The sequence below is a fragment of the Ruegeria sp. AB11 genome, assembly GCF_056536325.1.
Map to the genome: position 1 here is coordinate 3,382,111 of NZ_JBQFJO010000001.1, position 15,369 is coordinate 3,397,479.

The window sequence follows — 15,369 nt, forward strand, 5'->3', positions numbered from 1 at the left end:
GCACATGCAGGCCTATCTCGATCAGATCAAAGCCCATGCCGATCCTGAACGGGCAGAACAGGTGGCGGCCTATCACAAGGTTGACCGTCCGTATCTGGGTGTTCCGAATCCGGTGCTCAACGATCTGACCAAGGAGTGGCGGCGTAAACTCGAAATCACTGACCGCATCGCCGTCGCCGACAGTTTGTGGCAGACCAACATCCATGAAGCACGGGTCGCTGCGGCAAAGCTGTTGACCCAAGCCCGAATCCACCCCGATGACGCGGTATGGGATCTGTTGCAAAGCTGGCTGCCAGAATTCGACGCCTGGGCAGTGGCCGACCATGCCAGCATGGCAATGCAAAAGCGCCTGAAAGCCGATCCGACGCGGCTGGATCAAGTCGAACAGTGGACCAAATCAAATCATATGTGGACTAAGCGTGCCGCGCTGGTCGCCACCTTGCCCTGGACCAAACAAAACCACCCCAAACCGAAAGAGTTGGAGTGCCGCGACCGTATTCTTGGTTGGGCTGCAAGCTATGTCCTTGACCGGGAATGGTTCATCCAGAAAGCCATCGCATGGTGGCTGCGCGAATTGTCAAAGCACGATTCACAGCGCGTCGTCGCATTTCTCGAAACGCACGGCGCAAACATGAAGCCATTTGCCCGCAAAGAAGCGGGCAAATACCTGCGCGCTCAGTCGGAATAGACTTCCAGTTCTACCAGCTCATCAAACGGCACAAGCAATGCGCGCATTGCCTCTAGTGACAAACGGCTTCCACCGCCTTCAGGCCCCGGCGCGGGGATAAGCGCAACATAGGCCTGCGCGCCTGTACGCGGTACAACGATACGACCATTGATTTCGGTCTTAACCAGGGGCGTTTGCAGCCAACGTCCCGGCGTATTCGGATCGCCAAGTCCTGCGACCGTCGTTTTTGCACCCGCCCAACCGACCGTAGCGACGACAGGTTCGGGCACCTCCTCAACGGTCTCTGGTGCGGCAGGCGCGGTCACAGGCGCGGTGGATGACCCACTAAACACTCGGTCCGTGGCGGACCGAACGGCATCGCAGCCAGCGACAAAAACACAAACCAAAACCAAAGCATATTTCATACTGAAAACCCTATTCTTCTAAGCTTGACTGTTCCAGCCCAAAACGCAGTTCGCCCTTGCCGCGGCCGGGCCTCCGCTTTACCTATGAGCCATGACAACTCCGCTAATCGACCCATTTGCCCGCGCCATCACCTATCTCCGCGTCTCCGTCACGGACCGCTGTGATTTTCGCTGCGTCTATTGCATGTCCGAGGATATGAAGTTCCTCCCCAAAAAGGACCTTCTGACGCTGGAAGAACTGGACCGCATGTGCACCACGTTCGTGAACCTGGGCGTCGAAAAGCTGCGCATCACCGGAGGAGAGCCTCTGGTGCGCCGGAACATCATGTCTTTCTTCAACAGCATGACACGGCATCTGGATAGCGGCGCCCTGAAAGAGCTGACACTGACAACCAATGGTTCACAGCTGCATCGTTTCGCCGAAGAACTTTATGCGGCGGGTGTGCGACGTGTGAATGTATCGCTGGATACTCTGGACGAGGACAAATTCGCTAAGGTCACCCGCTGGGGCCGCCTCAAACAGGTACTGAACGGCATCGACGCGGCGCAAAAGGCCGGGCTGCGTGTCAAGATCAACGCTGTTGCGCTTAAAGGTTTCAACGAACCGGAACTGCCCAAGATCACTGACTGGTGTGCCGAGCGCAACATGGACCTTACCTGGATCGAGGTCATGCCCATGGGCGATATCGGCAACGAGGACCGCCTAGATCAATATTGGTCGCTCAAAGACGTCCGCAAGGAATACGAAAACCACTATGCCGTCACCGATCTGGCTGAACGCACCGGCGGTCCGGCGCGCTATGTGAGACTAGAGGAAACGGGTCAGAAAATAGGGTTCATCACACCCCTTTCGCATAATTTCTGCGAAAGCTGCAATCGCGTGCGCCTGACCTGCACGGGCGAGCTGTATATGTGCCTGGGTCAAGAAGACATGGCGGATCTGCGCGGTCCTCTGCGCGACCATCCCGATACGGAGCAACCGCTTGAAAAGGCGATCCGGGCTGCTATTAACCTCAAGCCCAAGGGTCATGACTTCGATTACTCAAGGCAGTCTATCGACGGCCAAATGAGCCGTCATATGAGCCATACAGGCGGCTGAAATGCCCGAAAGCCCACAGCCTACTCTGCTGTACAAATTGTACTGCGGCCTGATGACGACCGCCGAACCGCTGGTCTGGCGTAAAGTCCGTGGAAAACTGCAGGCTGCAGGCGTCTCCAATACTCGCCAGCAGGAACGGCTGGGCCATGCCAGTCTGCCTCGCCCGCAAGGGCAACTGATCTGGTTCCACGCCGCCAGTGTAGGTGAAAGCCTTTCGGTTCTAAGCCTGATCAATCGATTGGGAAATCGCTTGCCGGAAGCCGAATTTCTGATCACCTCAGGTACCCCGACTTCCGCGGAACTGATCGGGAAACGCCTTCCTGCGCGCACCCGCCATCAATACCCACCGCTGGACAGCGCGGCTCCGGTGCGCCGGTTTCTGTACCATTGGCAGCCCAGTGCAGGCATCTTCGTTGAAAGCGAAATCTGGCCACGATTGATTGTTGAAGCCACCAACAATGGCGCGCCACTGGCACTGCTCAATGCCCGTCTGTCAGACAAATCAGCCACCGGATGGAAAAATCGCCCCAAAACCGCGCGCTTCATTCTGGATCAGTTCAAGCTGTTTCTAACTCAAAACACCAAAACAGCCGACAACCTGATTGCCATGGGCGCTGATGCTGATCGCGTCCAACCCGGCACAAACCTCAAAGCCATGTCTGATCCGCTGCCCGTCCACCAGGAAACACTAGACGCGATCAAGTCACAGATCGCCGGACGCCCAATGTGGATCGCCAGTTCGACGCATTCAGGTGAGGAAGAAATCGTTCTGGCGGCTCATAGGTTGTTGTTGCAGCGTTGGCCTGATCTTCTGCTGCTGCTGATCCCGCGCCACCCTGAACGTAGGGATGAGGTCATTAAACTCGCAGGCGATGCCGGCCTGTCGACTGCTCAACGCAGCACGGATCAGCCGATCAGGTCAGACACTCAGGTTTATGTCGCAGATACATTAGGCGAAACCGGAACCTGGTACGCACTTTGCCCGATCGTTTTCCTGGGTGGCTCGCTGAAGGAGATCGGAGGCCACAACCCTTTTGAACCTGCGCAAGCCGGGGCCGCGGTAATCACAGGTCCGGGCTTCTTCAATTTTGCCGAAACATTTGCACCCTTGATCGAAACCGGCGGCGCGGTCTTGGTCAATTCTGCCAGTGACCTTTCAGATTCGGTCGCCCTATGGCTGTCGGAAAAGGATGTTCTTGCCGCAGCGCAAACCGCAGCCCAAGCTTGCGTCAACACGCAAAAATCCGCGTTGGACGAGGTGATCGACACGCTGTGCAACCGCCTTTCACTCCACTGACCTTGGGCACCGATCCCGCTTCTTCTGGCTAAAAATATCCCGAGGAGCGCGAGGGGCTGGCCCCTCGCCTCTCATCTTCAAGCCGCAGGCATCCGTTGTTCAACAATCTCTGCCCACCAGCTGCATCCTGCAGGAATGGCTTCGTCGTTGAAATTGTACTCCGGGTGGTGAACCATCGCCGTGTCGCCATTGCCCACCAGGATATAAGCGCCCGGACGTTCTTCGAGCATAAACGCGAAATCCTCACCACCCATAACCAGAGGGGCCTCATCACAGCTTCCCGAGACCGACTTCGCCACCTCGGCAGCAAAATCCGTCTGTTCGTCGCTGTTCACCATGACCGGATACCCGCGAATATAGGTCACATCTACCTTTCCACCGAACGTTGCCGCGACACCATTGCAAATCTCATTGATCCGCTTTTCCGCCAAATCACGCATCTCTTTGCTCATGGTACGCACGGTACCTTTGATCTGCACCGTTTGCGGAATGACATTGAACGCCTTCGAAGACGTCTCGAACGACGTCACTGACACCACAACCTGATCGATCGGGTCCGCATTGCGCGAAGCAATCGTCTGCAACGCCAGAACCGCCTGAGCGGTCATGACGGTCGTGTCGATGGTCTCCTGTGGCTTCGCGGCATGGCCACCGCGGCCCTCAAAGGTAATGTCAAACTGATCAGTCGCAGCAAAGAACGAACCCGGACGGATGGCGAAACTGCCCACCGGACGGCCCGGCCAGTTGTGCATGCCGTAGACCTCTTGGATATTCCATCGCTCCATCATGCCGTCTTCGCACATCTCACGACCGCCGCCGCCACCTTCTTCGGCAGGTTGGAAAATCACAACGACTGTGCCGTCGAAATTGCGCGTCTCTGACAGATATTTCGCTGCACCAAGCAGCATTGCTGTATGACCATCATGACCACAGGCATGCATCGCGCCATCGGTTTTTGAGGCATAATCCAGCCCCGTCGCCTCAAGAATCGGCAGCGCATCCATATCAGCACGCAGGCCGATGACCTTTCCGTTGGAATCAGATTTGCCCTTAATCACACCAACTACACCGGTGCGCCCGATCCCAGTGACGACCTCGTCACAGCCAAACTCATTTAGCTTTTCCGCGACCAGGGCGCTGGTGCGGTGAGTTTCAAACAGAATCTCAGGGTTTTCATGAATATCACGTCGCCATTCGGTGATTTCGGCCTGCAATTCGGCAAAGCGATTCTTAACTGGCATGTCTTTTCTCTCCTAACTCAAGCCGCCGGCATCCGGCGCTCGACCATTTCGGCAAACCATGAGCATCCCATCGGGATGATCTCATCGTTGAAATTGTATTCGGGGTGGTGCAGCCCGGCGCTGTCGCCATTGCCCAACACGATGAAGGCTCCTGGGCGTTCTTCCAGCATGAACGAGAAATCCTCGCCCCCCATTACCATCGGTGCTTCACCACAGTTGCCGCCTACGGAAATAGCGGCCTCAGTGGCATAGCCCGTCTGTTCCTCGGCGTTGATCGTTACCGGAACCCCGCGCGTATAGGTGACTTTGACTGTGCCCCCGAAGATCTCGGCGATCCCTTGGCTGACCTCGGTCAAACGCTGCTCGATCAGATCGCGCATTTCGTTTGAATGGGTTCGCACGGTGCCCTTCACCTCCGCCGATTGCGGGATCACGTTGAACGCCTTGGATGAGGTCTCGACCGAGGTCACAGACAGAACCGCCTGCAAGGTCGGGTCTGCGTTGCGCGATACTATGGTTTGCAGCGCCACAATCAGCTGCGACAACATCACTGTCGTATCAATGGTTTCATGGGGTTTAGCCGCGTGTCCGCCCCGGCCTTCCAGACGAATGTCGAACTCATCCGCAGCCGCCAGCAGCGGGCCGGACCGGATGGCAAATTGCCCCGTCGGCAGACCGGGCACATTATGCATGGCATAGACTTCCTGAATGCCGAAACGGTCCATCAGACCATCCTTGCACATCGCCTCAGCCCCGTTTCCGCCCTCTTCGGCGGGTTGGAAAATCACGATTGCCGTCCCGTCGAAATTGCGCGTCTCGGACAAGTATTTCGCCGCCCCCAGAACCATCGCGGTATGGCCATCATGCCCACAGGCATGCATGGCGCCATCAGTCTTCGACGCATAGTCGAGACCAGTCTGTTCTTGCATTGGCAGCGCATCCATATCGGCGCGCAACCCGATCACGCGGCCCTGCGTGTCGGTTTTACCTTTGATCACGCCAACAACACCGGTCCGGCCAATGCCGGTCACGACCTCATCGCAACCGAACTCTTTCAGCTTTTCGGCCACCAAGGCGCTGGTGCGATGAGTGTCATAGAGGATCTCGGGATGTTGATGGATATCCCGCCGCCAACCGGTGATTTCTTCGTGCATTTCGGCAAGTCGGTTCTTGATTGGCATCTGATCCTCCCAAATCAGGCGACGGGCATTCGTCGTTCCACCAGTTCTGCAAACCAACTGCAGCCGGCGGGTATGGCGTCGTCGTCAAAATTGTATTCTGGGTGATGGCACATGGCCGTGTCCCCATTCCCGATAAAGATGTAGGCTCCGGGCCGTTCTTCAAGCATGTAAGCGAAATCTTCTGATGGCATGATCGGATCGGTACTGTCGTTGACCTTACCTGAGACCGCCTCTGCGGCTTCAACAGCAAAAACCGTTTCAGCCTCCGAGTTCACGGTCACCGGATACCCTGGTGTCCATGTCATTTTCGCGGTTGCCCCAAAGGCCGAGGCCGTATCTTCAGCGATCCGTCGCACGCGCTCTTCCGCGATCTTGCGATATTCGGGATCAAGCGTACGAACCGTGCCTTGCAGACGTACCGTATGGGCGATCACATTCGAAGCAGCGCTGTCGGTTTCAAATGTTCCGACGGTCAGCACGACACGTTTGATCGGATCGACGGTACGCGACACAACCGATTGCAGTGCAACGACAATATGCGATGCAACCAGCGTCGTATCCACCGCATCATGCGGGGCAGCAGCATGACCGCCTTTGCCAGTCACCACAATTTCGAACTCGTCTGATGAGGCCAGCAATGCACCTGGGCGGATGGCGAATTCCCCAACCGGCATCCCGGGCATATTGTGCATCCCATAGACTTCTTGGATGCCCCAACGGTCCATCAGTCCGTCCTGGCACATCGCCAGACCACCTGCCCCGCCTTCCTCGGCAGGTTGAAAGATCAGAACCACGGTGCCATCGAAATTCCGCGTCTCAGCGAGATATTGCGCCGCCCCCAGCAGCATCGAGGTATGACCGTCATGCCCGCAGGCATGCATCTTGCCCGAAACGGTCGAGGCATAGTCAAGCCCGGTCGCCTCTTCGATCGGCAGAGCATCCATATCGGCACGCAGTCCGATAACCCGACCCTTCGTATTTTCGCGCCCTTTGATCACCGCGACAACACCAGTTTTGCCGATGCCAGGCGTGATGTCATCGACTCCGATCTCGCGTAGACGATCAACGACAAAACCCGCCGTTTCTTCGACATCGTACAGCAACTCAGGGTGCATATGCAGATGGCGGCGCCACTTGGTGATTTCACCATGCATTTCGGCAAGCCGGTTCTTGACGGGCATCTTAGATCTCCCTTCAGGTGTTATTTGCAGAGACGCTGGACCAGACGCTCCATGAACTTGTGACCCGCATCGAACTGCGAAACTTCTATGAATTCATTAGGTTGATGCGCTTGGGCTATATCGCCGGGGCCGCAAATTACCGCCGAGTACCCGGCCTCTTGGAATTGTCCCGCCTCTGTGCCGTAGCTGACAACATGAGTCGCGTTGTCGCCAGTCAGAGAGCGTACAAGTATCTCAGCCTCACCTTCGGTTTCAGGCACCAACGCAGGCACAGCGAAATGATCGGACACGTCTATGCGGGCTTCGGGATGAACGGCTTGAATCTGCACCTCAGCCTGCCGAACCTGATCAAGATAGGCGTCGCGCCATTGTGCAGCTTGTTCGCCGGGCACAACCCGGAAATCCATCATGAACCGGCAATCCTTTGCGGTGATGTTATGCGCCGTGCCACCTTCGATCATGCCGACATGACATGTCGTCCATGGCGGGTCGAATACGGCGGCAATGTCTGATGGTTCCGCCGCCATATTTTCAGCGTTACGCTGATTGGCCCAATCGATCAGCGGTGCGGCCGCCATAATCGCATTAACACCGGTATGCATGATCGAGCTGTGAACTTCGAACCCCACCACATGTGTGTCGTAGCCGAACCCGCCTTTGTGTCCGGTAACGGCCTGCATCGTTGACGGCTCGCCCACGATCACTGCCGAGCCCTTGGGTAAGACCTTCTGCATAGCCTGAATCATCGGCGGCGCACCTGTGCATCCCACCTCTTCATCAAAGCTCAGCGCCAGTTGCAGGGGGCGTTTCACATCAGCGTATTGCGCCTCAACCAGAGCCCAAATCGCCAGTGCGTCAAAGCCCTTCATATCGCAAGTGCCACGCCCGTAATACTTACCGTCTTTCTCGGTTACAACAAAAGGATCTGTATCCCAGGGTTGGCCATCGACCGGTACAACATCAGTGTGCCCCGACAGCACGATAGCACCCTCTTCCCAAGGGCCGACATGCGCGAAAATTGCCGCCTTGTGCGGCTGGTCCGGATCCGGCCAGCGATGGGAGTCGATTCCATGGCTTTGCAGATACCCCTCGACCCAATCCACCAGCGGAAGGTTTGTGTCGCGGCTGACTGTTGGGAACGAAATCAGCCGGGCCATGATTTCAAGCGGCGTCAGGCGTTCGGCCATGGGAATTAATATCCGCTGTCAGTCGTCAACACGAAGTGACCGGGCTCAACCTCATTGTACTCCGATGGCTCCGGCTCGTAACCGATTGGATGAATCGGGGACGGAATAGGCTTGAAGTTCAGATCTTTTTCAGACTTGCGCTTGTTCGGGTCCGCAATCGGAACCGCTTTCATCAAGGCTTGCGTATATGCATGCTGCGGGTTTTCGAATACGCGGGCACGCGGACCCAGTTCGACAATACGCCCCAGATACATCACACCGACATGGTGACTGACTCGCTCGACCACTGCCATATCGTGGCTGATGAACAGATAGCTAAGGCTAAGTTCGGATTGCAGCTCCATCATCAGATTCAGCACCTGTGCCTGAACCGAGACGTCCAGTGCCGATACAGCCTCATCCGCGATGATCAATTTGGGGTTCAGCGCCAGTGCGCGGGCGATCGCGATCCGTTGCCGCTGACCACCGGACATCTCATGCGGGAAGCGGCGCATGAAGCTGCGCGGTAGCTGCACTTTATCGAAAAGTTGCGCCACGCGGTCCTGCAATTCGGATCCTGACGCAACGCCATAGTTGCGCATCGGCTCGGCCACCTGATCGACCAACTGCATCTGCGGATTGAGCGAGGCGAACGGATCCTGAAAGATCATCTGCATGTCCAGCCGCGCCTTGCGCAGACCAGCCTGATCCAGCTTCATGATGTCGACACCGTCTAGATCGACCTCGCCCGCCATCGGTTCGACCAGCCGCAGGATCGAGCGCCCTGCCGACGACTTGCCGCACCCAGATTCGCCCACGAGGCTGAGGGTCTGCCCCCGGTTCAGCGTGAACGAGACATCTTCGACCGCATGCACGTTCGAGATGGTCCGGCGCAGCAATCCGCCTTTCACCGCAAAGCGCGTGGTCAGGTTCTTGACCGTCAGCAGAACCTCGTTGGTGCCCGGGATCGGCGCGATGGACTGGCCTTCCTCACCCAGCAGTTTCATTGGCTCAGGTGCGGCTTTGCCTTGCATCTCACCCAGTTTCGGAACCGCCGCCAACAGTGCCTTGGTGTAGTCGTGCTGCGGGTTCTCGAAGATTTCTTTGACCGTGCCTTCCTCGACCTTGTTGCCGCGGAACATGACCACAACACGATCCGCCATCTGTGCAACCACAGCCATATCGTGCGTGATGAACATCACCGCTGTGCCGGTTTCGCGCTTGAGGCGATCCATCAGCGCCAAAATCTCGGCCTGAATGGTCACGTCCAGTGCCGTTGTGGGCTCGTCCGCGATCAGAAGGCGCGGCTCACATGCCATGGCCATGGCGATTACCACGCGTTGGCGCATACCGCCGGACAGTTCATGCGGATATTGTTTCAGGCGCCGTTCGGGTTCGGGGATTCTCACCTGCCGCAGCAGCTCCAACGCGCGGTCCTCAGCCTGCGCTTTGTTCATGTCCTTGTGGATTCGCAATCCTTCGGTCAATTGCCGTCCAACGGTGAACACCGGGTTCAAGGCCGTCATCGGCTCCTGAAAGATCATTCCGATCTCGTTTCCGCGAATCTGTTTCATCAGATCCTGATCGGCACCGGCCAAATTCATCTCTTCGCCATCTCGGCGGTCGAACAGCAACTGCCCGCCTGCAATTTCACCTCCGCCGAACTCGACCAGGCGCATCAACGACAAGGATGAGACCGACTTGCCCGACCCCGATTCGCCTACGATACAGACGGTTTCGCCCGGATTGACCTCGAACGAGACATCCTCGACGCCCACCACCGGGCCATCTTTTGTTTGGAATTCGACCCGTAGTTTTTTGATCTGGGCAATTGGCTGATCCAGCACGCGCGCTCTCCCCTTGGCGGCTTTTCGGATTGAGTGCCAAACGCTAAGGCCGAGGGATGTGAAAAGTCAAACCGATTGGTCAAAATTCGCACGGCAAGGCTTGCAATTTTCCAAAACTCTGTTTCGATACGCCGCGTAACCGTTTTGGGGAGAGGACGGAAAACTCGTGGGCGAAACTACCGTTTTCGTTTGATTCCATGTTCTTACCCCCTTTGACGGCAACGCCAAATCCGCGGGCATCGCGGAGATAATCGAGACACGTATGTGTCCAACATGGAGTGTATGATGAAAATCAAAACCCTTTTGCTTGGTGCGATTGCAAGCACGGCAATGGCCCCGATGGCCATGGCCGAGCGTGGATCGGACGGCAATGTCAGCATCATTTATTGGCAGGCCCCGTCGATCCTGAACCCGTTTTTGTCGGGTGGCACCAAGGATGTGGAATCAGCTTCGTTGGTGATTGAGCCCCTGGCCCGGTACAATCAAGACGGCGAGATGGTTCCGTTCCTGGCATCCGAGATCCCAACGGTTGCAAATGGTGGCGTCAGCGAAGACCTGACCTCAATCACCTGGAAAATCGCGCCGGGAATCACTTGGTCAGACGGCACACCGTTCACCTCAGCTGACGTTGTTTTTACTGCAAACTATTGCATGGACCCAGAAGGCGGTTGTGCGCAGGTGACCAAATTTGAAGGCGTCACCAATGTCGAGGCTGTCGACGATCTGACTGTCAAAGTCACATTCGATGCGCCGACTCCGTTCCCCTATGGCCCGTTCGTGGGTGGCGAAAGCCCGATCATCCAGGCGGCCCAGTTCGCGGATTGCATGGGGGCCAAAGCACCCGAATGCACCGAGCAGAACTTTAACCCGATCGGCACCGGCCCATTTGTTGTCACCGAATTCAAGCCCAATGACGTGATCACCTTCAAGGCTAACGACAACTATCGCGACCCGGCAAAACCAGCCTTTGCAACCGTGACCTTCAAAGGCGGCGGCGACGCGACAGCAGCTGGCCGTGCGGTGATGGAAACCGGCGAGTTTGACTATGCCTGGAACCTGCAGCTGGCACCTGAAGTCATTGCGCAAATGCAGGAAGGCGGCAAAGGTACTCCGGTAGCAGGCTTTGGTCCGCTGGTTGAACGCATCATGCTGAACCAGACCAACCCGTCGCCAGATCTGCCGGAAGGCGAGCGTTCAACTGCAACGCATCCGCATCCGTTCCTGCAGGACCCGGCCGTATATAAGGCGATGTCGCTGGCCATCGACCGGCCACTGCTGGTTGAAATCGGATACGGTCAGGCCGGTAAGGTCACCTGTAACTGGGTTCCCGCGCCTGCGGCGGTGAATTCCGACACCTTCAGCTGCGACACGCAGGACATAGAAGGCGCGAAAAAGCTGCTGGATGATGCGGGCATCGTCGATTCCGATGGCGATGGCGTTCGTGAAAAAGACGGCGTGCCACTGAAAGTGGTCTATCAGACCTCGACCAACGCCGTCCGTCAGGACTTCCAGGCGCTGATCAAAGAGTGGTGGAGCCAGATCGGCATCGAAACCGAGCTGCGCAATATCAACGCATCTGTCTTCTTCGGCGGTGATCCGGGCTCGCCCGATACCTTCCAGAAGTTCTACGCGGACGTTGAGATGTATGCGAACACCTTCAATGGCACCGATCCGCAGTCCTATCTGGGCAACGGCCTGTGCGATAAGGCACCCAAGCCGGAAAGCCAGTGGCAGGGTGAAAACATCAGCCGTTTCTGCAACGCGGACTATGACAAGCTGCACGCACAGCTGGCCGAAACCGCTGGTGCGGATGAGCGCGCGCAGATCGCGCGTCAGTTGAATGACATCATGGTCGAAAACGGCGGTATGATCCCGCTGGTTCACCGCGGTCGTCTGTCGGCGCACGCAAACACTCTGGGTGGTGTTGTCCTGAATGTTTGGGACAGCGAGCTGTGGAACATTGCGGACTGGTACCGCAAGACAGGTTCCTAAGCGTTAGCCTTGCAAAACCGCGCCCCGATCCCTATCGGGGCGCGGTCATTTGCAGACCACTCCAACAAGAAGACGCATATAAAGGCGCCTCTTAATGCTTAACTTTACCATTCGACGACTGGTGCTGGCGGTTCCGACGCTTCTTTTCATCAGCCTCGTCATCTTCCTGCTCCTCGAACTCGCACCTGGCGACCCGATGGCGCAGGTCCCGCTCACCGTTCCCCCTGAAGTCAAAGAGAAGATGCGTGAGGCGCTTGGCCTCGGTCAGCCGATGCATATCCGGTTCTGGAAATGGATCGTGCAATTCTTCTGGATTGAACCGCAGGTGCTAATCGATGCGATGTTTGGCACGACCTTTTCCGAAGGTGATCTGCGTGTGATTTCGTGGCAGACTCGTTCGCCCGTTATGGACATCGTCGTTCAGCGTATCCCGCAGACCCTGTGGGTTGTTGGCACCGCATATGTGGTCGCCATACTGATCGCCCTGCCCATCGGCATCTATTCCGCGTACCGCCAGTATTCCTGGTTCGACCAAATGGGTACATTCGTGTCGATGGTCGGTTTCTCGGTTCCGCCCTTCTTCTCGGGCGTGCTGGTGATCGTGATCTTCTCGGTTCAGCTCGGCTGGTTTCCGTCTATTTACGATACCACCCTGGTGGTGAACAGTTGGGACAGTTTCATGTTGCAGCTGAAACAGATGATCATGCCGGTCATGGTTTTGGCGCTGCAGATCACTGCGCAGTTGAGCCGCTTCATGCGCGCTTCGATGCTGGACAATCTCAATCAGGATTACGTCCGTACCGCGCGTGCCAAGGGCCTCAGCGAGTACACCGTGGTCATGGTCCATGTCCTGCGCAACTCGATGATCCCGGTGGTCACCGTGATTGCACTGGGTATCCCGGCCATCTTCGGCGGCGCCATCATCACCGAGCAGGTGTTCAAGGTGAACGGTATCGGCCAATTGCTGATCGGGGCCATCCAGGCCAATGATCTGCCGATGGTGCAGACGCTAACCTTCATCTTTGCGGTGCTGATCGTGCTGTTTAACCTGATCGCCGATGTGCTCTACGGCATTCTGGACCCGAGGATTCGCTATGACTGATCATGATCGTACCGATACGCTGGTCCCGGACGAAGGACTTGCGCCCGCCTCGACCGCTCTGCCAACCACTGACGTTATGGAAGAGCTGACTACGCCACCCCGCAGCCAGTGGCGCGATGTCTGGGACCAGTTCAAAACCCACAAAGGTGCGATGATCGGAGCAATCCTGTTCACCTTCATCGTCGCTGGGGTTTATCTGGGCCCATTTCTTTGGAGCATTGATCCGACGCAAATCGACATTCGCGCGCGGAACCAAGGCCCCAGTTGGGCACATCCCTTCGGGACCGACCAATTGGGCCGCGATATTCTGGCGCGGATGATGTCGGGCGGGCAGACCTCGGTTTCAGTGGGCATCACCGCGATGCTGCTGGCGCTGTTCCTTGGATCGTTGATTGGGGTTGTTGCCGGATTCTTCAAACGCCTTGATGGGCCGCTGATGCGCCTGACCGATTTGTTCCTGGCCCTGCCTCTGTTGCCCTTGTTGCTGGTGATGATGCTGCTGTTCCGCGAGCCTTTGTCCGCTGCATTCGGACTGGAACGCGGGATCTTCATCCTGATCGTCTGTGCGATTGGTATCACCTCATGGATGCCCACCGCCCGGATCGTGCGCGGCGATGTGTTGGCAATCAAGGAACGTGAGTTCGTTCTGGCTGCCCGGTCCATCGGCACCAGCAACACGCAGATCATTACGCGGCATATCCTGCCGAACGTGTTGTCTCCAATCATGGTGTCTGCAACCTTGGGTATCGCGACCGCGATCATCACAGAAAGCGCTCTATCCTTCCTCGGCCTCGGCTTCCCGCCGGACTTCCCGACATGGGGTCGCCTGCTGTTCGACGGAGTCGACTATTTGCAGCAATACCCTGAGCGCGTATTCTGGCCCGGACTGGCAATTTCGCTGACCGTGTTGAGCGTGAACTATCTAGGCGACGGACTACGCGACGCGCTCGATCCGCGTATTCGCGGACGCTAAGCAATCTCAGTCGGCGCGCTTCAGCGCGCCGGCTAGCACAATGATCAGGACGGCCAGCGGCAACAGAACCGCAAACGCCAATCTCAAGGTCATCAATTCCGCCAAGAACCCGATCAGGGGTGGCCCGATCAACAACCCTCCGTACCCCAAAGTCGCAACACTGGCGATCGCCTGACCCGGTGGGACAAGCGGATCATTTGCGGCACGACTAAACGCCAAAGGCATGATCACAGCATAGCCGAGCCCCATCAGGGCGAACCCTGCCAGAGCGAGCCCTGCCTCACTGGCTGATACCACGGTGTACACACCCAGTGCAGCGCAGATGCCGCCAAAACGTGCCGTCGCCACGGGTCCAAATCGGGAAATTACAAAACCGCCCGCTAATCTAAACAGCACCATTGTTACCGAGAAAACAGCATAGCCTAGCGCTGCAATGCTCTCAGCGGCGCCTGTCACGTCACGCAGGAAGATCGCACTCCAATCTGCCACCGCGCCCTCACCCAAAGCTCCACAGAGTGCCGTAAATCCAACCAGCACCAAAGCACCGGAAGGCAATGCAAAAACCGATCCTTTCTTGGCATCCGACCGGCGAGACTTCCATTGCACCCAGGACAAAGCCAATGCCAGCCCCACAACGATGCTGCCTGCCAGCAGGAAATGCTGAACCACGCTCAGCCCCATTTGAACCGCAGTATAGCCGCTGAGAGCCCCTAGCCCTGCGCCGAGGCTCCACATTGCATGGAACGATGACATGACTGGTTTGTCATAAGCCTGCTCAACTTCGGCGGCCCAAGCGTTCATGGCTACGTCCATCGAACCGTGAAATGCACCAAATACGAACAGGAACGCGGCCAGCGCCCAGAACCCATTCGCAAACGCCAGCATGATCAGCGAGGCAGTATAAAGAACCGCGATGATCCGCGTGATCGCCACAGCCCCGAACCGATCCGTCAGTTTCCCGGTGATAGGAAAAGAACAAACCGCTCCTGCTGCCATAAACAGTAGGCCATACCCTAGTGCCTCGTGACTTAGTTCCAGCCGGTCGCGTACCGCTGGAATGCGCGAGGCCCAAATGCCAAACAAAGCACCATTTAGGATGAACATGGCGGCGACTGCGCGCCATGCGGCCAATATACCAATCACGGATTACCCTCGAGAATTTTGCCAAATTATGACGGTTCTACAGGTCCTCCGGCAT

General features: G+C 57.1%; 13 protein-coding genes. 6 read left to right on the plus strand and 7 right to left on the minus strand.

Features of this window, described 5'->3' with window-relative positions; translation table 11 throughout:
* Positions 1-4 precede the first annotated feature (4 nt).
* Positions 5-688, plus strand: a complete 684-nt coding sequence (locus tag ACR3EJ_RS16915) for a DNA alkylation repair protein (RefSeq protein ID WP_170543392.1) — start codon at positions 5-7, stop codon at positions 686-688.
* Here the strand turns inward: ACR3EJ_RS16915 and ACR3EJ_RS16920 are convergent.
* Positions 676-1,092 carry a hypothetical protein gene (locus tag ACR3EJ_RS16920; RefSeq protein WP_170543390.1) on the minus strand — a complete coding sequence of 139 codons (417 nt, stop codon included), beginning with the start codon at positions 1,090-1,092 and terminating at the stop codon, positions 676-678. The genes ACR3EJ_RS16915 and ACR3EJ_RS16920 overlap by 13 nt on opposite strands.
* A gap of 91 nt (positions 1,093-1,183) precedes the next feature.
* Between ACR3EJ_RS16920 and moaA the strand changes: the two genes are divergently transcribed.
* Both moaA and ACR3EJ_RS16930 read left to right on the plus strand, forming a co-directional pair.
* A complete protein-coding gene (gene moaA / locus ACR3EJ_RS16925) occupies positions 1,184-2,191 on the plus strand; it encodes a GTP 3',8-cyclase MoaA (protein ID WP_170543388.1) in 1,008 nt (335 codons plus the stop codon).
* A gap of 1 nt (position 2,192) precedes the next feature.
* The gene (locus ACR3EJ_RS16930) at positions 2,193-3,488 is read left to right on the plus strand and encodes a 3-deoxy-D-manno-octulosonic acid transferase (RefSeq protein ID WP_170543386.1); all 1,296 of its coding nucleotides are present in this window, start codon (positions 2,193-2,195) and stop codon (positions 3,486-3,488) included.
* A gap of 77 nt (positions 3,489-3,565) precedes the next feature.
* On the opposite strand, the gene ACR3EJ_RS16935 is transcribed toward ACR3EJ_RS16930, so the two are convergent.
* From ACR3EJ_RS16935 to ACR3EJ_RS16955, 5 genes are read right to left on the minus strand one after another with little or no spacing between them, the layout of a single operon-like run.
* Complete coding sequence (locus ACR3EJ_RS16935) at positions 3,566-4,729, minus strand: M20 aminoacylase family protein (RefSeq protein ID WP_170543384.1); 1,164 nt, start codon at positions 4,727-4,729, stop codon at positions 3,566-3,568.
* A gap of 17 nt (positions 4,730-4,746) precedes the next feature.
* Entirely contained in the window at positions 4,747-5,910 is a 1,164-nt protein-coding gene (locus tag ACR3EJ_RS16940; RefSeq protein ID WP_170543382.1) for a M20 aminoacylase family protein, read from the minus strand.
* Between the two features lie 14 nt (positions 5,911-5,924).
* Positions 5,925-7,091 (minus strand): M20 aminoacylase family protein, encoded by a 1,167-nt coding sequence (locus tag ACR3EJ_RS16945; protein ID WP_170543380.1) that lies wholly within the window; start codon positions 7,089-7,091, stop codon positions 5,925-5,927.
* Between the two features lie 20 nt (positions 7,092-7,111).
* Positions 7,112-8,278 carry an acetylornithine deacetylase gene (gene argE / locus ACR3EJ_RS16950; protein WP_170476590.1) on the minus strand — a complete coding sequence of 389 codons (1,167 nt, stop codon included), beginning with the start codon at positions 8,276-8,278 and terminating at the stop codon, positions 7,112-7,114.
* 5 nt (positions 8,279-8,283) lie between these two features.
* Positions 8,284-10,104 (minus strand): ABC transporter ATP-binding protein, encoded by a 1,821-nt coding sequence (locus tag ACR3EJ_RS16955; RefSeq protein ID WP_170543378.1) that lies wholly within the window; start codon positions 10,102-10,104, stop codon positions 8,284-8,286.
* A 285-nt stretch (positions 10,105-10,389) separates the two neighbouring features.
* Between ACR3EJ_RS16955 and ACR3EJ_RS16960 the strand changes: the two genes are divergently transcribed.
* The 3 genes from ACR3EJ_RS16960 to ACR3EJ_RS16970 all read left to right on the plus strand — a co-directional run bounded on the left by ACR3EJ_RS16960 (position 10,390) and on the right by ACR3EJ_RS16970 (position 14,171).
* Positions 10,390-12,096 (plus strand): peptide ABC transporter substrate-binding protein, encoded by a 1,707-nt coding sequence (locus ACR3EJ_RS16960; RefSeq protein WP_010442802.1) that lies wholly within the window; start codon positions 10,390-10,392, stop codon positions 12,094-12,096.
* Positions 12,097-12,190: 94 nt separating this feature from the next.
* The gene (locus ACR3EJ_RS16965; protein ID WP_010442803.1) at positions 12,191-13,198 is read left to right on the plus strand and encodes an ABC transporter permease; all 1,008 of its coding nucleotides are present in this window, start codon (positions 12,191-12,193) and stop codon (positions 13,196-13,198) included.
* Positions 13,191-14,171 (plus strand): ABC transporter permease, encoded by a 981-nt coding sequence (locus ACR3EJ_RS16970; RefSeq protein WP_170543376.1) that lies wholly within the window; start codon positions 13,191-13,193, stop codon positions 14,169-14,171. The genes ACR3EJ_RS16965 and ACR3EJ_RS16970 overlap by 8 nt, the downstream gene beginning before the upstream one ends.
* 6 nt (positions 14,172-14,177) lie before the next feature.
* Here ACR3EJ_RS16970 and ACR3EJ_RS16975 read toward each other — a convergent pair whose 3' ends face one another.
* The gene (locus ACR3EJ_RS16975) at positions 14,178-15,314 is read right to left on the minus strand and encodes an MFS transporter (protein ID WP_170543375.1); all 1,137 of its coding nucleotides are present in this window, start codon (positions 15,312-15,314) and stop codon (positions 14,178-14,180) included.
* Between the last annotated feature and the right edge of the window lie 55 nt (positions 15,315-15,369).